Below are 22,382 nucleotides of genomic sequence, written 5' to 3'. Positions count from 1 at the left end.
GCCCGCCCCGTTCGCGTCCGGTCCGTGCCGGGCTACAGAGGGTCCCCGAGGGGCCCGTACTCCCCCTCCAGGGCCGCGGCCCAGTGCGCTTCGAAATCCGGCTGCGTACCATCGGCGTCGGTGAACCCGTACTCCTTGTACAGGCCCCATGTGGCCAGCGCCCGCCCGGACTTGGCGATGACGTCCGGGTCCGCGGCCAGTGCGGCGACAGCCCTTCCGAGGTAGGCCGGGGTCTCGGAGTAGGCGAAGTGCGGGTCGCGGGCCGCGCCCTCGCGCCAGTTGGCCTCGGTGACTCCGAAGCCCTCCAGCATCGCCTCCGAGCGCAGGAACCCCGGCGTGATGGCGACGGCCGCGATGCCATGGGGCCGGAGTTCCTCGGCCTGGGCGACGGCGAGGCGGATGACCGCGGACTTCGCCAGGTCGTAGAAGAGCGTGCCCCGGTAGCGCGCGGTGTTGCCGTCGGTGACCTCCACGACGAGGCCGCTCTTGCGGGCGACCATCAGGGGTAGCGCGTACCGGCTGGTGATGATGTGGGTCTCCACGGCCCGACGCAGCAACCGCAGGCCGGTGTCCAGGTCCTGTTCCCACATGGGGTGTTCCCAGTCGGTCAACGGGTCTCCGCCCCACACGGAGTTGACCAGGATGTCGAGCCGCCCGTCCTGTTCGGCGGCGATCCTGTCGACGAGGGCCCGGACCTCGTCGGGTCGGCTGTGGTCGGTGCGGACGGGGATGCCGTGGCCGCCCGCGGCGTCGACCTGCTCGGCGGTCTGCTCGATGGTCTCCGGGCGGTCCAGGTCTGAGCGCCCCTCCTTGCTGCTGCGGCCGGTGACGTACACCGTCGCGCCCGCGGCGCCGAGTTGGACGGCGATGCCCCGGCCGCCGCCCCTTGTACCGCCGGCGACGAGGGCTGTCCGTCCCGCGAGTGGACGTGCGTCGGTCGTCATGATTCCTCCGGATCGGTGGTGGCTGTGCCTGTCGGAAGATGCGGGGAGAGTACGGCGTCGAGTTCCTGGCGCAGCCGCTGCTCGAGACCACCCTCCCGTTCGAGCGCCCAGGTCAGGCCCGCACCCGCGGTGATCGCCCGGATCGTGCGGGCGAGTGCGGCGGTGTCGGTCGCGGCCCGGAGTTCGCCCGTGCCGGCCGCCTCCGTCAGCAGTTCCTCGATCAACCCCAACTGCGTGCGGTGAACGGCCAGTGCGCTCTCGTACAGCTGGGGGTCGCCGAGATCCATGCACAGGAACGCCAAGTGGTTGGCGAAGCGCTCCGGCGTGGCCATCACGGCCGCCGACTCCACCGTCAGCGCCACCAGCGTCCTGAGCGCCGATGTGTGCGAGCGCCGCACGCGGTCGGCCCTCGCGCGCGCGCTGCTCTCGGACCGCTCGGCGAGCGCCAGGAGCAGACCGCGCTTGGACCCGAAGCGCTGCACCAGCGTTCCCGGGACGATGCCGACCTCGCGCGCCACGGCGGCCAGTGTGAGCCCCGCGGGCCCGCCCCGACCCATGACCTCCACTGCCGCCCGGAGGATCACCTCGTCCTCGACGCCTCGGGGACGTGCCATCTCCGCCACCCTCCATTAATAAATGCTTGTTCATTTATTAAAGCACGCAGGGGCCTCCCCCGATAGCCCACGGCCCACGGCCCACGTCAACAGTCGAAGACCGACCAGCAGATGTCGTTGCGCAACCGCTGATCGTCCAGGACGAGTTCGCGAATCGCGTCCGGGAGCGCGGCCCGCTGTCGGCGGCACTCGGCCCGGCCGGCCTCCTCGGCAGCGCTCTTGGGCGCCGCCGCGCGGACGGCCTTGATCGCGTACGCCGCCGCGCCCAGTTCATGCGCGGCGACGTGCGCGACGACCGCCGCCTGGCCCGCCGCGAAGGCGGCGTGCCGGGCCGCGCCGCTCAGCACCCGCGCCGCGGCCATCGCATGCCCGCCCGCCGAGCGGGAGTCGGACATCCTGATCTCGCCGCGCGTCCACGTCCGAACCTGCTCGATCGCTTCTCGGGGACGCCGGTCGAGGGGCTCCACCGCCTCGAACAGCGGCAGCACACGCTCGGCGCAGTCGGCCGCCCACAGGGCCAGGAGGTGATGGTCGTCGTCCGTGAGCGTCCCCCCGCGGCGCAGCGTGATGAAGCGGGGGTCGCGGATCTTGGGCAGGATCACGGGGCAACCTTACGGCGCCGACGCGCGGCAGGACCGCCCGGTGCGAAGGTTCTTCGTCGCTCCGACGATGACGGAGTCGAGGCGGTCCCGGGTGTCGGCGAGTTCGGTGATCTTGTGGTCGACGCGGTCCCGCTCGGCCGACAGGCGCTTCAGCAGTTCGGGGGTGGCGGTGCCGTCGACGACGCACGGCAGGAGTTCGACGATGGTGCGGCTCGACAGGCCGGCTGCGTAGAGCTGCTGGATCAGCAGGACCCGGTCGACCGCGTCCTGCGCGTACCGCCGCTGCCCGCTGGGGCTGCGGTCCGCGGCGAGCAGTGCGTGCTCTTCGTAGTAGCGCAGCGCCCGGACGCTGACGCCTGTCCTGGTGGCGAGCTCTCCGATACGCACCGTGCGCCTCCTTGGCCGGTCCGACGCCAGGCCTTGCCTCTAACGTAGACGTCAGGTTTTAGCGTACGCGTATGGACACCTTGAACGCCTTGGACACCTCGCGCTTCTCCGGCACCACGCCCTCCCGCATCGTCTCCGTCAAGCCGGTCGTGCTGCCGGCGCCGCATCACGACGGCGGGTTGCGCGTACGCGTCACCGCGCCGGTGAGCGGACGGGACCTGCCGGTCGTCCTCCTCGCGCATGGGTTCGGCTCGTCGCTGGAGGGCTATGGTCCGCTGGCCGACCACTGGGCCGCGCACGGCTTCGTCACCGTGCAGCCGACCCATCTCGACTCCCGGACGCTCGGCCTCGCGGCGGCCGATCCGCGCAGGCCCCACATGTGGCGGCACCGGGTCGAGGACATGAGGCTCGTGCTCGACCACCTGGACGTGCTCGAGGCGGCCGTTCCCGGTCTGCGGGGCCGCGTGGCCCGGGGGCACGTCGCCGTGGCCGGGCACTCCTTCGGTGGGCAGACGGCGGGCATGCTGCTCGGGCTGCGGGTAGGCGATCCGGAGACCGGGATCGCGGATGACCTGTCCGATCCACGCGTCCGGGCAGGCGTGCTGCTGGCCACGGCCGGGAGCGGCGGCGACTCCCTGACTCGCTACGCCGCCGAGAACCTCCCCTGGCTGCGGCATCCCGACTTCACGCGGATGACCGCTCCCGCGCTGGTCGTCGCGGGCGACAAGGACGAGCTGCCGCTGACCGTGCGGGGCGCGGAGTGGACGACCGACCCGTACACCCTCGGCCCCGGCGACAAGAGCCTGCTCACACTGTTCGGGGCCGAGCACTTCCTCGGTGGCATCTCCGGCTACGGTGCCGCGGAGACGACCGACGAGAACCCGGCGCACGTCGCCCTGGTCCAGGACGTCACGACGGCCTACCTGCGCCACGTCCTCGGCCTCGGCGACTCCGACTGGGCGGCAGCCCGGTCCGAACTCGCCGAGGGAACGCACCCGTTGGGACGCCTGGAGTCCAAGGGCGCCTCGGACATGCCGTCCTGACGGTGTGTGTCAGGGCACGGCGTCGCGGGCGGTGGGGCGTCCATCACGCGCATGGCCCGCAACTCCCTTGCGGCAGCGGCCCGTCAGCCGACCGGCGCCGTGTCCACCACTCCCGACCCGCGCAGCGCGGCGTGCAGCACCGCCGACGCGCGCAGCACCAGCTCGTCGCCATGGCGCGCGGCGACGAGCTGCGCGCCCACCGGGAGTCCCGCGCTCGTGACGCCGCAGGGCACCGTGGAGGCGGGCTGCTGGGTGAGGTTGAAGGGGTACGTGAAGGGGGTCCAGCCGGTCCACCGCTCGTGCCCGCTGCCGGCCGGCACCTCGACGCCCGCCTCGAACGCCGGGATCGGCACCGCGGGCGTGAGCAGCAGGTCGTACGTCTCGTGGAAGCGCCCCATGCGCACACCGAGCGCCATGCGCGTGTCGACGGCGCTCAAGTAGTCGAGCGCGCTCTTCGCGGCGCCTTCGCGGCACGCCTCCTGGAGCCCGGCGTCCAGCTGGGCGAACTGCTCGGGGCCCAGGTGCTCGACGACCTTGGCGGCGCCGGAGAACCACAGCGTGTGGTACGCCTCCACGGGGTCGCTGAAGCCGGGGTCGGCCTCTTCGACATCCGCTCCGAGGTCGGCCAGGAGTCGGGCGACGGCGGCGACGCGCTCGGCGACCTGCGGGTCCACGGGGGCCTTCGCGAGGGTCGGGGCGTAGGCGATGCGCAGTCCGCGCAGGGAGCCGCCGGCGAGGGCCTCGGTGACGGCGGCCCGGTAGCCGGCGCGCGGCGCTTCGAGGGCCGACCAGTCGCGGCTGTCGAAGCCCGTGACGGCGTCCATGAGGAGGGCGGCGTCCTCCACGGTGCGGCTCATCGGCCCCGCGTGGGCGAGGGTGCCGAAGGGGCTGGCCGGGTAGAGCGGGATCCGCCCGTACGTGGGCTTCATGCCGAAGATGCCGCAGAACGCGGCCGGGATTCGCACGGAGCCGCCGCCGTCGGTGCCGATGGACAGCGGGGCCATGCCCGCGGCGACGGCAGACGCGCTGCCGCCCGACGATCCGCCGGCCGTGGTCGACGGGTCCCACGGGTTGCGGGTGACGCCGGTCAGCGGGTTGTCGGTGACGCCCTTCCAGCCGAACTCCGGCGTCGTCGTCTTGCCGACGAACACGGCTCCCTGGTCCCGCATTCGGGCGACGCACGGCGCGTCCTCGTCCCACTCGCGGTCGGGCGAGATGGTCAGCGAGCCGCGCAGCGTGGGGTGGCCCTTGGTGAGCATCAGGTCCTTGATGGACGTGGGTACGCCGTCGAGGAGTCCGAGGGGCTCGCCGCGCCGGCGCCGCTCCTCGCTCGCCCGCGCCTGGGCGAGCGCCTCGTCCCGGTCGACGAGGCAGAACGCGTTGAGCTTGCTGTCGACGGACTCGATGCGGTCGAGCACGGAGACCGTGGCCTCGACCGGTGACAGGTCACCGCTCTCGTAGGCGGCGAGCAGTTCGGTGGCGGTCAGTGCGTACGGCTCCTGGGGAGCCGGGGTGTTCGTACCGGTAGCGGCGGTCGCGCTGGTCGTGCTCGTCATCGGGAGCCCTCCTCTGCTGCGGCCTGCGGGGCGTCCGCGACCGGTACGTAACCCAGTTCCTTGTCCACGACGTTGCGCAACGGGCGGCCCGCGCGCCAGCGCGTGAAGTTGTCGGCGAAGACCTCGGCGAGGTCGTCGAGCCAGGTGTCGGTGTCGGCCGACATGTGCGGGGAGACCAGCAGATTCGGCGCGTCCCACAGCGGGTTGTCGGCGGGCAGCGGCTCCTCCCGGAACACGTCGAGCGCGGCGCCACCCAGGTGACCTTCTTCGAGCGCCGCGAGGAGGTCCTTCTCGACGACCATGGGGCCGCGCCCCACGTTGACGAAACGGGCGCCGCGCTTCATACGGCCGAACGTGGCCACGTCGAACAGGTCCTGCGTCTGCTCGGTGAGCGGCGCCGCGCAGATCACCCAGTCGGCGCGCGCGAGCAGCGTGTCGAGCTCGTCGAAGGCGTGCACGGTGCCGACCTCGGGGTCGCCCTCCCTGCGGGTCCGTCCGACCAGGTCGGTGTCGATGCCGAGCGCGCGCAGGGTGCGGACGACGGCGCGGCCGATGGGCCCGCCGCCGAGCACGACGGCGCGGGTCCCCCAGACCCGCTGGGTGACGCGGTGCCGCCAGACGTGGTCGCGCTGGCGGTCGTAGGTGCCGGCGAAGTCCTTCGCGAGGGCGATGACCTGACCCGCGACGTACTCGGCGATGGGCTGTTCGAAGACGCCGCGCGAATTGGTCAGGATGGCGTCTGAGTCGCGCAGGGCGGGGAACATCAGCCGGTCGACGCCGGCGCTCGCGGTGTGCACCCAGCGCGGTCCGCCGTGTTCGGGCCAGGCGCCGGGCAGCGCGTCGGTACCGAACTCCCATACCAACAGCGCGTCGGCGTGCGGCAGTTCCGCGGCGAGTCGGTCCTCGGGGATGCAGACGAGCTCGGCGTGGTCGGCCACCTCCTCCAGGCCGTTCGGCCGGTGGTCGGCGAGCACCAGAACGCGGGATTTCTCGGTCTTCGGCACGGCGGTCCTTCGGGTCGCCCGGCGGATGCGGCGACGGTTGGAGCGGACGGTATGCGAGGTGCGGTTCGAGGGTTGACCATGGAGGAACGAAGCCCCGTGAGGGGCTGGGGAAGGGCCATCCCCCGGGCTGATTTCCCCGGCTCTTTACCGAGGCTTTCACCACGACGAACGAGCCGCCCCGCGTAGGGGATTGACACGCTAAGCAGCCGATCTTTACGTTGTCAACAATCTACAGGCGAACCGCGGGCCCACTCCCCTACCCTCGGGCCGTCCGGCAAAACAACTCCCCTCCGCACCACCTGCCATCTCACGTCCACCTCAGGCGTACGACCGCATCCCGTACGCGTGCAGCCACGAAGGGGCACTGCATTGGACATCACGACCTTCGGCGGACCCGTCCCGCAGCGCGGCATCGGCGTAGTCGCCCCGTTCGACTTCGCGCTCGACCGCGAACTGTGGCGCTGGACCCCCGAGGAGATCTCCCTCCACCTGACCCGCACCCCGTACGTTCCCGTGGAGGTCAGCGTGGACATGGCTCGCTTGATCAGCGAGCACGAAACCCTGCACAACGCCGTCATGGCACTCGACGCGGTACAGCCCGCGTCCTTCGCGTACGCCTGCACATCCGGCAGCTTCGTCGGCGGCACGGCTCACGAACGCGCGATGTGCGTGTCCATGAGCGGAGCGGGCCGCGGCGCGCCGTCCGTTACCACGTCCGGGGCGCTGCTCGAGGCCCTCGGTGAGCTGGGGGCGCGCCGGGTCAGCGTCATCACGCCGTACACGGCGTCCCTGACCGACTCGCTCGCCGACTTCATGGGCGAGGCGGGCGTGGACGTCGTCGGGCGCCAGTACATGGGCCTGACCGGGGAGATCTGGAAGGTCGGTTATCGCAACGTGGTGGAACTGGCCCGCTCGGCGGACCTGACGCACGCGGACTGCCTCTTCATCAGCTGCACCAACCTGGCGACGTACGACGTGATCCCCCAGTTGGAGGCGGAGCTCAGGATCCCGGTGATCTCCGCGAACCAGGTCACGATGTGGGCCGCGCTGCGCAACGCGGGAGCCGGCGCGGCGGGTGACTACCAGTCGCTGATCGACCCGGCGGCCCGGGCGGCACTCGCGCCGTACTGCGGGCGGGGCAGTACTCCCGCGCCGCCCGCGGCCGCGGCGGCCGTCGTGCGGGAGGCCGCCGCCGACTGGGAGCAGATCGCCGCACCGGAGGCGACGGCGGCCGCTCCCCCGGACGAGCCGACCGCGGACCTCGATCTCGGCTGAGCCCCTGAGGCCTTGAACCCCTGAGCAGCGCCACACCCGTGGCGCTGCCGCTTTTCACACTGTCAACAATCTACATTTGACCGGATTCCCGGTACACTGCCTGCACGAAAGGACGTCAGACGTATGAGCGAGAAGACCACCCGAGTCGGGTTCCTGTACCCCGGATACTCCGCTGAGGACGACTACCCGCGCCTCGAGCGGATGATCGGCGGCGGCGCCCGGCTCACGCTCGTCCACACGGACATCGGCGTGGACGCGCACCGGGTGGACGACCTCCTGGAGATGGGTTCCACGCACCGTCTCAAGGCGGCACTCGGTGAGCTGCTCGCCCAGCCGCAGGACGTGGTGATCTGGGCGTGCACCAGCGCCAGCTTCATCTTCGGCCCCGACGGCGCGCGCAGGCAGGTCGCCGAACTCGCCGAGGCGGCGGGCCTTCCGGTCGAGCGGGCCTCCTCGACGTCCTTCGCCTTCGCGCATGCCGTACAGGCTCTCGGGGTGCGCCGTCTGGCCATCGCCGCGACGTACCCGGACGACGTGGCGGGCTACTTCGTACGGTTCCTGGAGCACCACGGCGCCGAGGTCGTCTCGGTGTCGGGCCAGGGCATCATCACCGCCGCCGAGGTCGGCACGCTGGGCCGCGAGCAGGTCATCGAGCTGGCGCGGGAGAACGACCACCCGGACGCCGAGGCGATCCTGCTGCCGGACACGGCGCTGCACAGCGCCGCCTGGCTGGACGACCTCGAGGAGGCAGTCGGCAAGCCCGTCCTGACGGCCAACCAGGTCACCGCCTGGGAAGGTCTGCGGCTCGCGGGCGACGAGACGCCTCGCGAGGGCCTGGGCTCGCTGTTCCGGCTCTCCCGCACACCCCATTCCCCGACACCCGCGACCGCCTGAGGCGGCGGCCGCGCCGATCAGAGGACCGAACTGAATATGGCCACTGCGAAAGCGCTGCGACCGGTCAAGCGTGAACCGGCGGCGACCGTCATCGCCGCCCGGCTCACCGAAGCGATCATGGACGGCACCCTGGCCCCCGGCACCCAGCTGGGCGAGGCCGAGCTGGCGGGCCAGCTCGGCGTGAGCCGGGGCCCGCTGCGGGAGGCGCTGCAACGCCTCGTGCAGCAGGGCATCGCCGTCAGCGCACCGCATCGCGGCGTCTTCGTGACCCGCCTCGACGAGGACGACGTGCGCGACATCTATCTGGCGCGCACCGCCATGGAGTCCGCGGCCTGCCGCCTCGTGCTGCAGCAGGATCCGCAGAGCACGGCGAACCATCTGGAGAAGGCGCACCGCCGGATGGAGTCGGCGGCGCGCCGCGGCAACGACGCGGCGTTGAGCGCCGCCGACATGGACTTCCACCAGGTGCTCGTCGAGGAGTCCGGCAGTCCGCGGCTGCAGCGCATCGCGCAGACCCTCTTCGTGGAGACGCGGATGTGCCTGTCGGTCCTCACCGACGACCATCCCGATCCGGACGCGCTGGTCGAGGAGCACGCGGAGCTGATCGAGGCAATGCGCGACGAGGACGAGGAGCGGCTGCTCACGCTCCTCGACGCGCACATGCAGGACGCGGTCACCCGGCTCACGGGCGAGGCCGCGCAGGCGCCGGTCGAACCGGACGCGGTGGCGGGCTGACCCGCGGGCTGACCCGCACCGCGCACGAAACACCCACGGCCTCTGGCGAACCACCGCCGGGGGCCGTTCGCATGCCCGGCAGCACGCATGTCTTGCCGCTTGTCGGAAATCCGTGAATACGGGCACCCCGGCATCGGTTTTCCGTGGTTCGGCGACCCTGGCTGGCCTCGATGCCACCCGAGGACGGAGGGTGCACGAGGTCGGAAATGTCGAGCGCGGCGCACGGCGCCGCAGGAGAGAGTCTTCGTGAACGTGGCGACAACGGCGAACGGAACACAGGAGCGGCGGGCCGTCACCCTCGTCATGGCCTGTGTCGGAGTGTTCGTCGCCTATCTGCCGGTGACCTCCGTGTCGGTGAGTCTCCCGGCGATCCAGCGCGCGCTCGGCGCGTCCACCTCCGAGCTGTCCTGGGTGTCCGACGCGTTCGTCCTGCCGATGGCGGCGCTCATCCTGACGGCGGGCGTGTTCGGCGATGTGCACGGGCGCAAGAAGGTGTTCCAGGCAGGCCTGGCCTTCACCGCCATCGGCGCCGCGACGGCACTGTGCGCGCAGTCGGTCGAGGTGGTGTGGGCCGGTCAGGCGCTGGCCGGGATCGGTGCGGCCGCCCTGCTGCCGACGACGCTGGCGATGATCAGCCAGGCGGTGCCCAACCCGCGGGAACGCGGCAAGTTCGTCGGCCTGTGGGCCTCGTCGCTGATGGCGGCGCTGGCCGTCGGCCCGCTGATCTCGGGCGTGATCCTGGCCCACACGGACTTGCGCTGGATCTATCTGCCGTCCATACCCGTGGCGCTGATCGCCATGGCTGTCGCCGCCCGGCTGGTCAAGGACTCCCGCTCCCCGCAGGCCCGGGCACTCGACTGGCCGGGGCAGATCACCGCCACGGTCGCCATCACGGCGCTCGTGTACGGAGTGATCGAGGGCGGCGCCGGTTCCTTCACGGACACCCGGGTGCTGGTGGCGCTGGGGCTCGCCGTGGTCGCCCTGATCGCCTTCATCGTCTTCGAGCGGCGCAGCGCCAGTCCGATGCTCGACCTCGGCCTCTTCCGCAGCGCGGGGTTCAGCGCGACGACCCTGATCGCGATGATCACCTTCATGGGGCTCATCGGGTTCTTCTTCGTGCTCAGCCTCTACTTCGGGATGGTGCAGCAGCTCGACACCCTCGACGCCGGGTACCGGCTGCTGATGGTGACCGGGGTGTGCTTCTTCGTCGGCCCGGTGGCCGGGCGTGTGATGCACCGGATCTCGCCGCGCGTGCTGATCACCGTGGGCCTGCTGTGCGCGGCGGGCGCGCTGTTCTCGCTGACGTCACTGACCGCCGACACCTCGTTCGGCCCGATGGCCTGGCGGCTCGCCCTGCTCGGGCTCGGCATGGGTCTCGTCGTCACGCCCATGACGGCGACCGCGGTCTCCTCCGTGCCGCACCATCTGGCGGGCATGGCGGCGGCGGGCAACAACGCGCTGCGGCAGGTGGGCGGCGCGCTCGGTCCCGCGATCCTGGGTGCGCTGCTCACGTCCAGGTCCACGGGGTCGCTGGGCGAGCACCTGGCCGATGCCGGGGTGACCGGGTCCGCGGCGGAGCGGGTCGTCGGTGCGGCCGAGGCGCAGGGGCTCGGGGCGGTCGCTCAGCTGGATCTCGGGGCGGACCGGGGGCGGGCGCTCGGCGCGCTGTCCGAGTCGTTCCTCGACGGGATGCAGCTGTGCCTGATCGTGGCCGGTTCGCTGGCGGTGCTCGCGGCGCTGGTCGGTGCGGTGCTGCTGCGCCGCCCGAAGCCGGCGCCCCGGACGGCTCCGGCACCCGAGCCGGTCGAAGCGGTGGACTCCGCCGAGCCCGCCCTGTCCGGCACCGTGCGCGACGCGGCGGGCGCGGGCCTCGCGGGCGCCGTGCTCACGCTCATCTCGCCCACGGGTCGGCAGCTCGCGCGCGCCGTCGCCGGGGCCGAAGGGCACTACGGCCTGCCCGTTCCCGGGCCCGGCGCCCACGTGCTGATCACGACGGCGGACGGCCACCACCCGCACGCGACGAACCTCGTCCTCACCGGCCGCCCGACCGAGCACGACATCCTGCTGTCCGGCGCGGGCAGCATGACCGGCAAGGCCGTCGGCGCCGACGACGGACTCCCCCTCGCCGACGCCGTCGTCACGGTGACGGACGTTCGCGGCGACGTGCTGGCGACCGGGGTCACCGACGCCTCCGGGAGCTACGTCTTCGGGGACATCGCCGAGGGCGAGATCACGGTCTCCGTGACAGCGGAGGGTTTCCGGCCCACCGCCGTCGCGGCGCAGGCCGCCAAGTCCGCCACCGTCCAGCCGGACATCGCGCTCAGTCCGGGCGTCCGCCTCCAAGGCCGGATCCGTACGAAGGCGGAGCTGCGGCCGCTGTCCGACGCGCGCGTGACACTGCTGGACGCGGCCGGGAACGTGGTGGGCACCTCGACCACCGGCTCGGACGGCGCGTACGCCTTCGGTGATCTGGACGCGGGCGAGTACGCCCTGGTCGCCACCGGATATCCGGCCTCGACCCGGACGGTGTCCGTGAACGGCCGCGCAGTGGAGGCCCTTGACCTGGACCTGGCGCACCCGCACGGCTGAGGTGAAGGCGATGAGCCCGGGACCGCGTCAGGCGGTCCCGGGCTCACGCGTTTCGCGAAGGCGCCGTCCGCCCGCCGCTGCCGGCTCCTTTACGATCACGCGTAGGCCCACACGTCATGACAACGCCCCCGGAGCCGCACGTGCCCGACGCACTCGACCTGCAGTTGCTGCAGGCGCTGCAGTTGGACGGGCGGGCGCCGTTCAGCCGGATCGCGGCCGTCCTCGGCGTCTCCGACCAGACCGTCGCCCGCCGATTCCGACGGTTGCGCGGGAGCGTGGGCCTGCGGGTCATCGGCGTCACCGACGAGGCGCTGCTCGGGCGCAGCAGTTGGCTGGTCCGGTTGGGCTGCGCCCCGGACGGCGCGGAGCAGTTGGCGGGCGCCCTCGCGCGGCGTACCGACACGTCGTACGTGGGACTGCTCTCCGGCGGCACGGAAGTGCTGTGCTCGATCAGACCGCGCGGCGGCCAGGAGGACGAACTCCTCCTGGCCCGTCTCCAGCGCACGCCTCTCGTCACGTCGGCGACCGCGCAGTGCGTCCTGCATCCCTTCTACGGTGGCCCGGTCGGCTGGCTCAACAAGATCAACGCGCTCGACGCGGACCAGGAGGCGGCGCTGCGGGTGCCGGCCGTCGAACCGTCGGCTCCGCCACCGGTCCTCGACGAGGTGGACGAGACTCTCCTGGCGCTGCTCCGCCGGGACGGCCGGGTGGCGCTCACCGAACTCCAGGCGGCCACCGGCCAGTCGGAGTCGGTCGTCAAGCGCCGCCTGGACCGGCTGCGTTCGAGCGGGGTCCTCTACCTCGACGTGCAGCACACCCACGAACTGCTCGGCCGCTCGGTCATGGCGGCGCTGTGGCTGACCGTCGCCCCGTCCGCGCTCGCCTCCGTGGGCGAGTCCCTGGCGGCCCACCCGGAGGTGCGGTTCGCCGCGGCGGTGACCGGGGTGGCCGGGGTGTTCGCCGCGACCGTGCACCGCGACACCCGCGAGCTGTACTCGTACGTGAGCGAGGGGATCGGGGCACTCTCCGGCGTGCGGTCCGTGGAGAGCGCCCTCTTCGTACGTCAGGTCAAGCAGCTCACGTACGAGCCGGGCCGCTGACCTCCTGCGTGGCGCGTCCACCGACGGTAACCAGCACGAGGCAGGCGAGGGCGACGACGGCGATCGCGACAAGCATCACCGAGTACGGCAGCCACGCCGACAGCGTCGCGAGGACGGTGGGCAGCAGGAACCCGGCGTAGGCGAGCGTGTAGTAGATGCCGGTCAGGCCCGCGAGATCGTCCGGGCCCGCCATCCGCTGGATCTCCAGGAGGCCGGAGACGACGGCGATGCCGTATCCGGCGCCGAGCGCGACGGCCGCGGCGCCCGCCAGCCACGGTGACAGAACGGCGGCGTTGACGGCGCACAGCACGGTGCCGAGCAGCATGACGGACATGGCCGCGACCGGCGCGCGGCCTCCGCGGGAGCCCTTGCGGTTGTCGAGCTTCTTGGCCAGGGGCTGCACGGCGGCGCCGGTGCCCAGGGTCAGCACCGTGAGCGCGGTCGCGTAGGCGAGGCCCCAGTGGCCGACCTGGTTGTCGACGAGCTGGGGCATGACCGCGTAGGCGAGCCCGGCGGCGCCGAACACCCACGGCGCCATGGGCAACACCACCCAGCGGAAGCGGCGGCGGGCGGGAGCGGGGATGCGCAGGTCGGCGGCGAGTTCACCGAGCAACGCCCGGAGTGAGCCCGCCGCGCCGCGCACCGCGGTCCGCGTCTCGGGGATGCGCAGCAGGAGCACCGGGATCGCGGCGGTGAGCACGATGTGGACGACGTACGGCGTCACCATCGGCCAGGGGCCCCACTGGGCGAGGGCGCCGGCGACGCCCGCGCCGAGGCCGAAGCCGGCCGTCTGGCACAGAGAGGCGCGGCGCGCGGCGGCCCCCGCGTCCGCACCGGTCGACAGTTCCTTGACCCAGCTGCTGCCGACGGCCATGGCGATGCCGACGGCGACGCCGGTCATCAGACGACCCACGTAGATGGGCCAGGCGCTCTCTTCGCCGAAGCACAGGACAAGGCTGGCGAGGATGGAGGCGACGGCCCCGGCGATCATCACCGGTCGTCGTCCGCGCCGGTCGGATATCGGCCCGGCGAGCAGCAGGCCGGGGACCAGGCCGACGACGTAGGCGCCGAGGAAGGCGTCGACGCTGAGCGTCGAATAGCCGCCCAACTCGCGGTACATGAGCAGGAGCGGCGTGAACTGGTTGCCGCCCCAGCCGCAGAGGAACATCGCCGCGGCGACGGTCCGCCACTGGCCGGATTGGACGGGAGCAGCCGCTGATTCGGCCGGCTGCTGGGCGGTCTGCGTGTCGAGCATCGTGAGGGCAGGGCTCTTTCAGGGGTGAGTTCTGGAGTGGGGGTGCGGGGGTGCGGGGGTTGTTCAGTGCTGGTGGCCGTGTGTGGCGGCCAGGTGGGCGCGCAGGGTTTCGGCGAACGCGGCGCCGTCCCGGGCACCGAGGTGGCCGAGCAACGCCTCGTGCTCGTCGGCGAGGCCGGGCAGCCGCTCGGGTCGGTGGCCGAGCGCGGAGACGCTCATGCGGCGCTGCCGGTCGCCGAGGGTCTCGTAGAAGCGGGCGGCGATCGCGTTCCCCGAGGCCTCTACGACTCCGCGGTGGAAGGCCTCGTCCGCGACGGCGAAGGCGCGCACGTCGCCTGTTGCCGCCAACTCCCGCTGGCGGGCGATGAGTTCACGCAGCCGCGCCTCGTGTTCGGGGGTGAGGCCGACGCGCGCGATGCGTTCGGCCGCCGACTGCTCGACGGCCTGCCGCATCTCCAGCACGTCCGCCGCCTCCCCCGGCGGGACGGGCACGACGACGGCGCCGCGCTTGGGATGCAGCGTCAGCAGCTCCTCGGACTCGAGCCGCAGGAACGCCTCCCGCACGGGAGTGCGGCTCACCTGCACGCGCTCGGCGATCTCCCCCTCGCTGATGAGGCTGCCGCCGGGGAGCTCACCGGTGAGGATCAGTTCCTTGGTGACCGCGTAGACGGTGGTGGCCGCCGACGTCGACTTCGTCTGCTGAGGCTGGGTCCGAGGCATGACCGGACCCTATCAGCCATAGATACAAGCTTGTATCTATGACTTGTCCCTCTCCTCGTCGCGGCACCGGCGGTCCTGCTCACGTGTGCTCCCTGACGACGTCGGTCGGGCCCTTGTCGTCCCGCAGTCCCTGGTAGCGGGGGTGACGCAGCATGCCGTCGCGGGTCCACTCGGAGAACTCGATCTGTGCGACGAGCCGCGGCCGCGCCCAGTGCGCGGTGCGCTCGGCGACGCGGTCGGTGAACGGCGAGTGGGACTGCCGGAGTTCGTCGAGTTGTGCGCGCAGGGCGAGGAGGGTGCGCCGGTCGAAGCCGGTGCCGACCTTGCCCGCGTAGCGCAGCCGGTCGCCCTCGTAGTAGCCGATGAGGAGTGCGCCGATGCCCTCCCGGCTGCCGGTGGGTTCGGTGAATCCGCCGACCACGAACTCCTGCCCGTGGGCGCACTTCAGCTTCAGCCAGTCGCCGGAGCGGCGCGGCTGGTACGTGCTGTCGGCGCGCTTGGCGATGAGTCCCTCCCAGCCGCGTTCGCAGGCGTCGGCGAGGAGTTCGGCGCCGCCCTCGTTGCGGTGGCTGCTGAAGCAGAGGGGGTCGGTGAAGGTGAGGGCCTGCCGGAGCAGGGATTTGCGGGTGCGCAGGGGCAGGCGGCGGACGTCCGCGCCGTCGACGCGCAGCAGGTCGAAGACGTAGTACTTCACCGCCACGTCGCTCGCCGCCACATCCCCGGGCCTGGTCAGGCCCATTCGCTGCTGGAGGCGGGAGAAGTCGGTGCGGCCGTGCGCGTACGCGACGATCTCGCCGTCGACGGTGAAGTCCGCGGCGTCCTGCGCGTCGAGGGCCTCGACGATCTCGGGGTACGTGGCGTCGAGGCGCCGTCCCGAGCGGGAGCGGAGCGTGGTACGGCCGTCCTCGCGGACGGCGAGGACGCGGATCCCGTCCAGTTTCCGCTCGAAGATCCAGCCCTTCGCGAACTCCCGGCGGTCGCTGAGTGTCGCGAGCATCGGCGAGGCCGCGAGTTCGATGCCGGGGGCCGCGTCACGGACGCGCTTCTCCAGTTCGGGCGGCAGTGTGTCCAGGAGGCCCGTCATGTGTCGTCAGGCCGCGGACGCCTCGTCGGCGATGGTGCGCTCCTCGCCCGAGGGGTGGGTGAGCTGGTGGACCAGGGCCGCGATCACGCCGCCGACCAGGGGCGCCACGATGAACAGCCAGAGCTGGGACAGTGCGTCGCCGCCGGCGAAGATCGCCGGGCCGAGGCTGCGCGCCGGGTTGACGGACGTGCCCGTGAGCGGGATGCCGACCAGGTGGATCACGGCGAGGGCGATACCGATGGGCAGTCCGTCGAAGCCGACCACGGCCACGCGGTGGGTCACGGCGAGCACCACGAACACCAGGAGGAACGTCAGGACGACCTCGGCGAGGAACGCGCCGCCCATGTTGATGTGCACGTCGGAGCGGTCGCCGTAGCCGTTGGAGCCGAACGTCCCCTTGGTCTGGAGGCCCGGCACCTGCTTGGCGAGCAGGAACAGCAGGGCCGCGCCGACGATGCCGCCGACGAACTGGGCGATCCAGTAGCGGACGGCGGTCGCCACGTCGATGCGGCGGGCGCAGAGCATGCCCAGCGTGACGGCCGGGTTGACGTGGCAGCCGGAGATCGGGCCGAGGGCGTACGCCAGGGCGAGCAGGGTGAATCCGAAGGCGAGGGCGATGCCGAGGGTGCCGATGAACTGGGCTCCCAGGACCGCTGATCCGACGGCGAAGAACACCAGTAGCAACGTGCCGAGAAATTCCGAAATGACAGCTCTCGTCTGCATCTCCTGCATCTCCACCACCTCGAAAGTACGGTCGCTTACTTGCGAGGCTCACGTGCCTGGGCGGCTCGCGCAGAGCGAGGCGGTTTGAATACCGCCGTTCGAGTGACAGGTGGGGGGTGTGCGGGGTCAGTCGCCGCCCCACGCCTCCAGGAGTACGTCGACGATCGCGTCGAGGTCGGCGTCCGCCAGGTCGTCGAAAGCGCCGGAGTGGCGGGCGAGGAGCACTCCGGCGACCGAGGCGACCAGGACGTCGGCGCGCAGTCCGGGGCGGTCGCGGCCCTCGCGGGTGAAGCGGGCGCGCAGCGGTTCGACGAGCCGGGCCTGGAGGGCGGCGCGGGCGGCGTCCTGCGCGGCCTGGTCGCTGGAGGGCTGCACGGCGACGCGCAGCAGCGGCACCGGGCCGCGACGCTCCGCGCGTTCCGCGACCTCGCGCAGGCGCGGGCCGGCGAGGAGGTCGTCCGGGGCGGTGTCGCCGTGTTCGGCGTGCAGTACCGCCACGTAGAGCAGGGCTTTGCTGCCGAAGTAGCGGGAGATGAGGGCCGCGTCGACGCCGGCCCGTTCGCCGATCTCGCGGATGGTGGTGCGGTCGTAGCCCCGCTCGGAGAAGAGTTCCGTCGCCGCCAGCAGCAGCGCCTCGCGGCTGCGGGCGCTGTTGCGGCGCCGGTCGGGGGCCTCGCCGGTCATGTCCGGCTCGGTTCCGTGCGGGGCTCGGGGGCCGCTCCCGCCGCGACGAGGGAAGCGCGGCGGCGGGCGCCTGCGCGGGTGAGTGCCACGGCGATGACACCCGTGGCGAGGAAGGCGCCACAGCCGACGAGGCCGGCGTTGCGGTAGCCGTCGTTGGTGGGCAGCGCGCTGCCCGGCGCGGTGGAGGCCTGTAGGACGACGGCGCTGAGCGCGCTGCCGGTCGAGTAACCGATGTACTTCACGACCTGATTGAAACTCATCGCGCTGCCGGTCTCCGCCGCGGGCACACCGCCGACGATGAGGCCGGGCGTGACGGCGAACGTGACGCCCACACCGAGTCCGGCGAGCGCCATCATCGCGCCGATGCCCCACAGGCTGGAGCGGGCGAGCAGGAAGCAGACGAGCGAGCCGAGCGAGAGCAGGCAGCCGAGCGGCAGCATCCGGGCGGGCGTCGCGGCCCGTCCCATCGCCCGCACCAGGCGCCCGGTGACGAGGCTTGCCGCGGAGAACGGCACGAGGAGCAGGCCGGTGACGACGATCGACGCGCCGAAGCCGTAGCCGCCCGACTCGGGCGTCTGCACGTACCGGGTCACCAGGGAGATCAGCAGGTACGTGCCGACGCCGCCGACCATGGTGGTCAGGTTGGCGACGAGTACGCCGCGGTCCTTGACGAGGCGGACACGTACGAGGGGGTGCGTGGAGTGCAGCGAGTGCGCGATCCACCCGGCGAGGAGCGCGACCGCCGCGACCGCGAGGACCAGGAGGCGTGCGGAGAGCCACCCCCACCGCTCCCCCTCGGCAAGTGCGACGAGCAGCGCCGCCATGCCTCCTGCGAGCAGCAGCGCTCCGGGTACGTCCATCGGGGTGCTGGGCCGGTGCGGGGGCTTGGGCACGACGATGAGGGTGGCGAGGAACGCGGCGGCCGCCGTGGCGAGCGCGAACCAGAATCCGGCGTACATGCCGAGGTACTCCGCGAAGAGCCCGGTGATCGGGTAGCCGAGGCCGATGCCCGCCGCGGTGGTCAGCGACAGCGTCGTCACCGCGCCCCGCGCCCTCTCCGGCGGCAGCGCGTCGCGCGCGGTGGCGATGGCCAGCGGCACGAGCCCCATGCCGACGCCCTGCAACGCCCGGCCGGCCAGGAGACAGGCGAATCCGACCGGCAGCGCCGCGAGCAGGCTGCCGACGAAGACGGCCGCGAGCCCTCCGAGAATGACCCGCTTGCGGTACGGGCCGTCGCCGAGCCGTCCCATCACGGGCGTCGCGATGGCGCCGACCAGCATCGTGACGGTCAGCGCCCACTGCGCGGTGGAGACGGCGACGTGGTCCTCGGCGGCGATGGTGGGGATCAGCGGCGCGCCGAGGCTGCTGACGACGGCGACGAGCATCCCGAGGCCGACCAGCACGGGCACGAGGGCGCGGGGGTGGCGGAGCGGGGCGGGGGCCGGGGCGGGCGTCGGTATGGAGGGCTGCACGTTCTTCCCGTTCATGTCATCAAGCGATGTCATCGCATGATGACACGGTGACCTGGGCTTCTTGACCCGTACGGCACCTTCGGTGGCCTACCTCACATGTCGGCCGCAGGGAGTCGCACGGTGACGCGGAGGCCGCCGGAGGCGCGCGGGGTGAGGGTGAGCGTGCCGTCGTGGGCCCGGGTGATGGACTGGACGATGGCGAGGCCGAGGCCCACGCCTGCCTGGTCGCCGCGGATGCGTTCGGTGCCGCGCTGGAAGGGTTCCGTGAGGGTGGCGACCAGGGCCGGGGCCAGGGTCTCGCCGGTGTTCTCGACGGTGAGCTCCACCGATCCGGGGCGGACGCCGGTGGTGATCCACACGGTGCCCCGCGCGGGCAGGTTGTGGACGATCGCGTTGTGCACGAGATTCGTGGCCAGTTGCAGCAGCAGCGGCTGCGATCCGGGCGCGTGGGCGATGTCGCCGCGGGTGTCGAGGGTGACGCCGTTCTTCTCCGCGAGCGGGAGCAGCGTTTCGGCGGCCTCTTCGGCTACGAGGGAGAGGTCCACGTCTTCGTGGGTGAACGCCCGTCGCTCGGCGCGGCTGAGCAGGAGCAGCGCCTCGGTGAGCTCGATCGCGCGGGTGTTGACGGCGCTGAGCCGGTCGACGAGTTCGCCGGTGTCGCGGTGCGGGTCGGCGCGGGCCACGTCGAGGAGCGACTTCGAGACGGCGAGTGGAGTGCGCAGCTCGTGGGAGGCGTTGGCGGCGAACCGCCGTTGTTCGGCGACGTGTGCTTCGAGCTGCGCGAGCATGATGTCGAACCCGTCGGCGAGTTCATGGAACTCGTCCTGGCGGCCCGGGAGTTGGATGCGGTGGGAGAGCGATCCGGTCGCGGCGGTGCGGGTGGCTTCGGTGATGCGGTTCAGCGGGGCGAGCATCCGGCCGGCGAGGAACCAGCCGCCGAGGAGGCCGAACACGAGCAGGAACACCATGACCCCGGCTGCCAGCGGGGCGAACCCGCGCACGAAGGTGGTGCCCGGAGTCGCTCTCCACGCCCCCTCAGCGTTGGTCTGCAACCACCCTTCTTCCAGGAGGAAGAACCCCACGGCGGCGAGCAGCAGGCCACCGGCGACCATCAGGAACCCGGCGTAGCTCAGGGTGAGTTTGAGGCGGACGCTCAGTCCGGGTTCCCTATCCATGGCGCTGCTCCGGGCGCGCCTCGATGCGGTAGCCGACGCCCGGCACGGTGGCGATGATCCAGGGTTCGCCGAGCCGTTTGCGCAGCGCGGAGACCGTGATGCGCACCGCGTTGGTGAACGGGTCGGCGTTCGCGTCCCACGCACGTTCCAGGAGTTCCTCGGCGCTGACGACCCCGCCCTCGGCGGCCACGAGGACTTCGAGCACGGCGAACTGCTTCCTGGTCAACGCGACGAACCGGCCGTCCCGGTACACCTCCCTGCGGAACGGGTCGAGGCGGACGCCCGCGATCTCCCGGACGGGCGGCCTGCTGTGGCCGCGCCTGCGGTCGAGCGCCCGGAGCCTGAGCACAAGTTCCTGGAGTTCGAACGGCTTGGTGAGGTAGTCGTCGGCGCCGAGTTCGAACCCCGAGGCCTTGTCGTCGATGCGGTCGGCCGCGGTCAGCATGAGGATCGGCATGCCGCTGCCGGAGGCGACGATGCGCCCCGCGATCTCGTCGCCGGAGGGCCCGGGGATGTCGCGGTCGAGGACCACGATGTCGTAGGTGTTCACGCTCAGCAGCTCCCACGCGGTGTCACCGTCGCCCGCGATGTCCGCGGCGATCGCCTCCAGGCGCAGCCCGTCGCGCACCGCCTCCGCCAGATACCGCTCGTCCTCGACAATCAGCACACGCATGCCCTTCACGCTACGAGTCGGCGCGTATCGTCGGCATATCGAAAAGCGCAGACATTGTGGCAACATCGCGCTGCCTTGACTGGCGGCATGAATCGCATCGCAATGGCTCGCCGGAAGAGTCCGCTGCTGCTCGCCATCGGCGTCGTCGCCGTCGTGGCGGTGGTCGCCACGGTTCTCGGCGTTCAGTCACCCAGTCCACCCGCGTCGGCCTCGCCGCCGACAAATGCCTCACCGGTGGAGTCGGGGCACGGCGCGGCGGACGAGGCCGACGGTGTGGTCCCCGACGGCGTGACGGTCCGCGACGACACGACCCCGGCCGTCGGCAATCTCGCCCCGGGTCTCCTCAAGGCCCTCCGCCGGGCGGCGACGGATGCCTCGCGCGAGGGAGTCACGTTCTACGTCAACAGCGGCTGGCGCTCCCCCGAGTACCAGAACCGGCTGCTCGGCGAGGCGGTCTCCAAGTACGGCTCCGAGGCCGAGGCCGCCCAGTGGGTGGCCACCGCCGACACCTCGCCGCACGTGTCCGGCGACGCGGTCGACCTGGGGCGCTCCGAGGCGACGGCGTGGCTGTCCGAGCACGGCGCCGCGTACGGACTCTGCCAGATCTACGGCAACGAGCCCTGGCACTACGAACTCCGTTCCGAGGCCGCCGATCACGGCTGCCCCGACCTGTACGCCAACCCCACCGAGGACCCGAGGATGCAGAAGTGACCGGCAGCAAGCGCGGACGAATGCGCGGACGGACGAAGGGACGGATGCTCCGGTCGATGCGCGCCCTCTCCCGGCCGGGCCCCTGGAAGCGCGGCCGGATACTGGCGGGCCTCGCGTTGCTGCTCGGACTGCTTCTGCTGCTGCACACGCGCGTCACGGACCGCGGGGGCCTGGGCAGCCTGGTGGACACCTTCCTGCCGTGGTTCGGTCTCCTCGTGCCGGTGCTGCTCGCCGGGGCGCTGTGGCGGCGTTCCGCTTCCGCCGTGGTGGCGGTGCTGCTGCCGTCCATGGTGTGGGCGGGGCTCTTCGGCGGCGTGCTCGGCGACAAGGCGCAGGCGGACGCCAGTGACCTCACCGTCGTCAGCCACAACGTCGGCGCCGACAACCGCGATCCCGCGGGCACGGCGCACGATGTGGCGGCCTCCGGGGCCGACGTGCTCGCGCTCGAGGAGATCACGGCGCAGGCCCGGGGCACGTACGAGAAGGAGCTGGCCGAGACGTACCCACACCACGCGGTGCAGGGCACGGTCGGGGTGTGGAGCAAGCTGCCGTTGTCGGACACCGAGCCGGTCGACCTCCACCAGGACGTCGGGCCGCTGGGCGCCACCAAGTCGGCCGCCGAGAAGCTGCCCTCGAACCGGGCGCTGCGCACCACAGTGACCACGGACGACGGGCCGGTGGCGGTGTACGTGGCACATCTGGGCTCCGTGCGCGTGATGCCCAGGGGCGGCTTCTGGACGGACAGCCGGGATCGCAACGCGCAGGCTCTCGCCGCGGCGGTCGCGGCCGATGACAGCGAGCGGCTGGTGTTGCTCGGCGACCTCAACGGCAGCACGGACGACCGCGCTCTCGACGGGCTCACGTCGCAGTTGCGCTCGGCCCAGGAGGAGGCCGGGGGTGGCTTCGGCTTCAGCTATCCGGCGGACTTCCCGGTGGTGCGCATCGACCAGATCCTGCTGCGGGGCGTCACGGCGGACAGTTCCTGGGTGCTGCCCGCGACCGGGAGCGATCATCGGCCGGTGGCGGCGGGGGTCAGCTGGTGACCGGTCCGGGCCCCGCGGACTGCGGGGCCCGGACCGTGCGTGGCCGCTTCGGAGCGGCCGTCCCGGCCCGTCGGCGCGACCCGAGGACCGGCCGGGACG

Annotated in this window: 22 protein-coding genes; 8 read left to right on the top strand and 14 right to left on the bottom strand. The window is 72.1% G+C overall.

Annotated elements, in window-relative coordinates; genetic code table 11:
* Nucleotides 1–32: 32 nt before the first annotated feature.
* From ACWD2L_RS26400 to ACWD2L_RS26385, 4 genes are all read right to left on the bottom strand, one after another.
* Nucleotides 33–944 (bottom strand): SDR family oxidoreductase, encoded by a 912-nt coding sequence (locus ACWD2L_RS26400; RefSeq protein ID WP_451191807.1) that lies wholly within the window; start codon nucleotides 942–944, stop codon nucleotides 33–35.
* Nucleotides 941–1,558 (bottom strand): TetR/AcrR family transcriptional regulator, encoded by a 618-nt coding sequence (locus tag ACWD2L_RS26395; RefSeq protein WP_451191804.1) that lies wholly within the window; start codon nucleotides 1,556–1,558, stop codon nucleotides 941–943. The genes ACWD2L_RS26400 and ACWD2L_RS26395 overlap by 4 nt, the downstream gene beginning before the upstream one ends.
* 86 nt (nucleotides 1,559–1,644) lie before the next feature.
* Entirely contained in the window at nucleotides 1,645–2,160 is a 516-nt protein-coding gene (locus ACWD2L_RS26390; protein WP_451191802.1) for a putative immunity protein, read from the bottom strand.
* Between the two features lie 9 nt (nucleotides 2,161–2,169).
* On the bottom strand, nucleotides 2,170–2,547 hold the full coding sequence (locus ACWD2L_RS26385; RefSeq protein ID WP_451191800.1) for a MerR family transcriptional regulator: 378 nt from the start codon (nucleotides 2,545–2,547) through the stop codon (nucleotides 2,170–2,172).
* A 71-nt stretch (nucleotides 2,548–2,618) separates the two neighbouring features.
* On the opposite strand from ACWD2L_RS26385, the gene ACWD2L_RS26380 reads away from it, so the two are divergent.
* Nucleotides 2,619–3,590 carry an alpha/beta hydrolase family protein gene (locus tag ACWD2L_RS26380; protein ID WP_451191798.1) on the top strand — a complete coding sequence of 324 codons (972 nt, stop codon included), beginning with the start codon at nucleotides 2,619–2,621 and terminating at the stop codon, nucleotides 3,588–3,590.
* A gap of 83 nt (nucleotides 3,591–3,673) precedes the next feature.
* On the opposite strand, the gene ACWD2L_RS26375 is transcribed toward ACWD2L_RS26380, so the two are convergent.
* Both ACWD2L_RS26375 and ACWD2L_RS26370 read right to left on the bottom strand, forming a co-directional pair.
* The gene (locus ACWD2L_RS26375; RefSeq protein WP_451191796.1) at nucleotides 3,674–5,146 is read right to left on the bottom strand and encodes an amidase; all 1,473 of its coding nucleotides are present in this window, start codon (nucleotides 5,144–5,146) and stop codon (nucleotides 3,674–3,676) included.
* On the bottom strand, nucleotides 5,143–6,150 hold the full coding sequence (locus ACWD2L_RS26370) for a D-2-hydroxyacid dehydrogenase (protein ID WP_451191794.1): 1,008 nt from the start codon (nucleotides 6,148–6,150) through the stop codon (nucleotides 5,143–5,145). The genes ACWD2L_RS26375 and ACWD2L_RS26370 overlap by 4 nt, the downstream gene beginning before the upstream one ends.
* Nucleotides 6,151–6,519: 369 nt before the next feature.
* On the opposite strand from ACWD2L_RS26370, the gene ACWD2L_RS26365 reads away from it, so the two are divergent.
* The 5 genes from ACWD2L_RS26365 to ACWD2L_RS26345 all read left to right on the top strand — a co-directional run bounded on the left by ACWD2L_RS26365 (nucleotide 6,520) and on the right by ACWD2L_RS26345 (nucleotide 12,743).
* Complete coding sequence (locus ACWD2L_RS26365) at nucleotides 6,520–7,425, top strand: maleate cis-trans isomerase family protein (RefSeq protein ID WP_451191791.1); 906 nt, start codon at nucleotides 6,520–6,522, stop codon at nucleotides 7,423–7,425.
* Nucleotides 7,426–7,548: 123 nt separating this feature from the next.
* The gene (locus ACWD2L_RS26360; RefSeq protein ID WP_451191788.1) at nucleotides 7,549–8,319 is read left to right on the top strand and encodes a maleate cis-trans isomerase family protein; all 771 of its coding nucleotides are present in this window, start codon (nucleotides 7,549–7,551) and stop codon (nucleotides 8,317–8,319) included.
* A gap of 36 nt (nucleotides 8,320–8,355) precedes the next feature.
* Complete coding sequence (locus ACWD2L_RS26355) at nucleotides 8,356–9,054, top strand: GntR family transcriptional regulator (protein ID WP_451191784.1); 699 nt, start codon at nucleotides 8,356–8,358, stop codon at nucleotides 9,052–9,054.
* 303 nt (nucleotides 9,055–9,357) lie between these two features.
* Nucleotides 9,358–11,643, top strand: a complete 2,286-nt coding sequence (locus tag ACWD2L_RS26350; RefSeq protein ID WP_451191947.1) for a DHA2 family efflux MFS transporter permease subunit — start codon at nucleotides 9,358–9,360, stop codon at nucleotides 11,641–11,643.
* A gap of 140 nt (nucleotides 11,644–11,783) precedes the next feature.
* Nucleotides 11,784–12,743 carry an Lrp/AsnC family transcriptional regulator gene (locus ACWD2L_RS26345; RefSeq protein ID WP_451191781.1) on the top strand — a complete coding sequence of 320 codons (960 nt, stop codon included), beginning with the start codon at nucleotides 11,784–11,786 and terminating at the stop codon, nucleotides 12,741–12,743.
* Here the strand turns inward: ACWD2L_RS26345 and ACWD2L_RS26340 are convergent.
* The 8 genes from ACWD2L_RS26340 to ACWD2L_RS26305 form a co-directional block, all read right to left on the bottom strand.
* The gene (locus ACWD2L_RS26340) at nucleotides 12,721–13,998 is read right to left on the bottom strand and encodes an MFS transporter (RefSeq protein ID WP_451191778.1); all 1,278 of its coding nucleotides are present in this window, start codon (nucleotides 13,996–13,998) and stop codon (nucleotides 12,721–12,723) included. The two genes, ACWD2L_RS26345 and ACWD2L_RS26340, sit on opposite strands and share 23 nt — an antisense overlap.
* Nucleotides 13,999–14,061: 63 nt before the next feature.
* Complete coding sequence (locus tag ACWD2L_RS26335) at nucleotides 14,062–14,718, bottom strand: GntR family transcriptional regulator (RefSeq protein ID WP_451191775.1); 657 nt, start codon at nucleotides 14,716–14,718, stop codon at nucleotides 14,062–14,064.
* A 79-nt stretch (nucleotides 14,719–14,797) separates the two neighbouring features.
* Nucleotides 14,798–15,802: a non-homologous end-joining DNA ligase gene (gene ligD / locus ACWD2L_RS26330; RefSeq protein WP_451191772.1), complete on the bottom strand. Its 1,005-nt coding sequence runs from the start codon at nucleotides 15,800–15,802 to the stop codon at nucleotides 14,798–14,800.
* 6 nt (nucleotides 15,803–15,808) lie between these two features.
* A complete protein-coding gene (locus tag ACWD2L_RS26325) occupies nucleotides 15,809–16,525 on the bottom strand; it encodes an MIP family channel protein (RefSeq protein WP_451191769.1) in 717 nt (238 codons plus the stop codon).
* Nucleotides 16,526–16,651: 126 nt separating this feature from the next.
* Nucleotides 16,652–17,209, bottom strand: a complete 558-nt coding sequence (locus tag ACWD2L_RS26320) for a helix-turn-helix domain-containing protein (RefSeq protein ID WP_451191766.1) — start codon at nucleotides 17,207–17,209, stop codon at nucleotides 16,652–16,654.
* Entirely contained in the window at nucleotides 17,206–18,714 is a 1,509-nt protein-coding gene (locus ACWD2L_RS26315; protein WP_451191764.1) for an MFS transporter, read from the bottom strand. Before ACWD2L_RS26315 ends, ACWD2L_RS26320 begins: the two co-directional genes overlap by 4 nt.
* A gap of 59 nt (nucleotides 18,715–18,773) precedes the next feature.
* Nucleotides 18,774–19,856, bottom strand: a complete 1,083-nt coding sequence (locus ACWD2L_RS26310; RefSeq protein WP_451191761.1) for a sensor histidine kinase — start codon at nucleotides 19,854–19,856, stop codon at nucleotides 18,774–18,776.
* Nucleotides 19,849–20,529, bottom strand: a complete 681-nt coding sequence (locus ACWD2L_RS26305; protein WP_451191757.1) for a response regulator transcription factor — start codon at nucleotides 20,527–20,529, stop codon at nucleotides 19,849–19,851. Before ACWD2L_RS26305 ends, ACWD2L_RS26310 begins: the two co-directional genes overlap by 8 nt.
* Nucleotides 20,530–20,616: 87 nt before the next feature.
* Here ACWD2L_RS26305 and ACWD2L_RS26300 point away from each other — a divergent pair, with 87 nt between their 5' ends.
* Together ACWD2L_RS26300 and ACWD2L_RS26295 are read left to right on the top strand one after the other, a co-directional pair.
* Nucleotides 20,617–21,240 (top strand): M15 family metallopeptidase, encoded by a 624-nt coding sequence (locus tag ACWD2L_RS26300; RefSeq protein ID WP_451191755.1) that lies wholly within the window; start codon nucleotides 20,617–20,619, stop codon nucleotides 21,238–21,240.
* Between the two features lie 56 nt (nucleotides 21,241–21,296).
* Nucleotides 21,297–22,283 (top strand): endonuclease/exonuclease/phosphatase family protein, encoded by a 987-nt coding sequence (locus tag ACWD2L_RS26295; RefSeq protein ID WP_451191752.1) that lies wholly within the window; start codon nucleotides 21,297–21,299, stop codon nucleotides 22,281–22,283.
* Nucleotides 22,284–22,382: the final 99 nt, after the last annotated feature.

The organism is Streptomyces sp. NPDC002754, assembly GCF_053592315.1.
The sequence above is the reverse complement of the archived record's forward strand: the minus strand, read 5'-3'. Positions and strand labels throughout refer to the sequence as shown.

Bases quoted from the DNA above. Each gene is read 5' to 3' on its own strand.
- ACWD2L_RS26305 (WP_451191757.1), bottom strand. From the start codon at position 20,529: ATGCGTGTGCTGATTGTCGAGGACGAGCGGTATCTGGCGGAGGCGGTG.
- ACWD2L_RS26300 (WP_451191755.1), top strand. From the start codon at position 20,617: ATGAATCGCATCGCAATGGCTCGCCGGAAGAGTCCGCTGCTGCTCGCC.
- ACWD2L_RS26355 (WP_451191784.1), top strand. From the start codon at position 8,356: ATGGCCACTGCGAAAGCGCTGCGACCGGTCAAGCGTGAACCGGCGGCG.
- ACWD2L_RS26335 (WP_451191775.1), bottom strand. From the start codon at position 14,718: ATGCCTCGGACCCAGCCTCAGCAGACGAAGTCGACGTCGGCGGCCACC.
- ACWD2L_RS26375 (WP_451191796.1), bottom strand. From the start codon at position 5,146: ATGACGAGCACGACCAGCGCGACCGCCGCTACCGGTACGAACACCCCG.
- ACWD2L_RS26310 (WP_451191761.1), bottom strand. From the start codon at position 19,856: ATGGATAGGGAACCCGGACTGAGCGTCCGCCTCAAACTCACCCTGAGC.
- ACWD2L_RS26340 (WP_451191778.1), bottom strand. From the start codon at position 13,998: ATGCTCGACACGCAGACCGCCCAGCAGCCGGCCGAATCAGCGGCTGCT.
- ACWD2L_RS26320 (WP_451191766.1), bottom strand. From the start codon at position 17,209: ATGACCGGCGAGGCCCCCGACCGGCGCCGCAACAGCGCCCGCAGCCGC.
- ACWD2L_RS26350 (WP_451191947.1), top strand. From the start codon at position 9,358: ATGGCCTGTGTCGGAGTGTTCGTCGCCTATCTGCCGGTGACCTCCGTG.
- ACWD2L_RS26360 (WP_451191788.1), top strand. From the start codon at position 7,549: ATGAGCGAGAAGACCACCCGAGTCGGGTTCCTGTACCCCGGATACTCC.
- ACWD2L_RS26295 (WP_451191752.1), top strand. From the start codon at position 21,297: ATGCGCGCCCTCTCCCGGCCGGGCCCCTGGAAGCGCGGCCGGATACTG.
- ACWD2L_RS26315 (WP_451191764.1), bottom strand. From the start codon at position 18,714: ATGACATCGCTTGATGACATGAACGGGAAGAACGTGCAGCCCTCCATA.
- ACWD2L_RS26400 (WP_451191807.1), bottom strand. From the start codon at position 944: ATGACGACCGACGCACGTCCACTCGCGGGACGGACAGCCCTCGTCGCC.
- ligD (WP_451191772.1), bottom strand. From the start codon at position 15,802: ATGACGGGCCTCCTGGACACACTGCCGCCCGAACTGGAGAAGCGCGTC.
- ACWD2L_RS26325 (WP_451191769.1), bottom strand. From the start codon at position 16,525: ATGCAGACGAGAGCTGTCATTTCGGAATTTCTCGGCACGTTGCTACTG.
- ACWD2L_RS26380 (WP_451191798.1), top strand. From the start codon at position 2,619: ATGGACACCTTGAACGCCTTGGACACCTCGCGCTTCTCCGGCACCACG.
- ACWD2L_RS26395 (WP_451191804.1), bottom strand. From the start codon at position 1,558: ATGGCACGTCCCCGAGGCGTCGAGGACGAGGTGATCCTCCGGGCGGCA.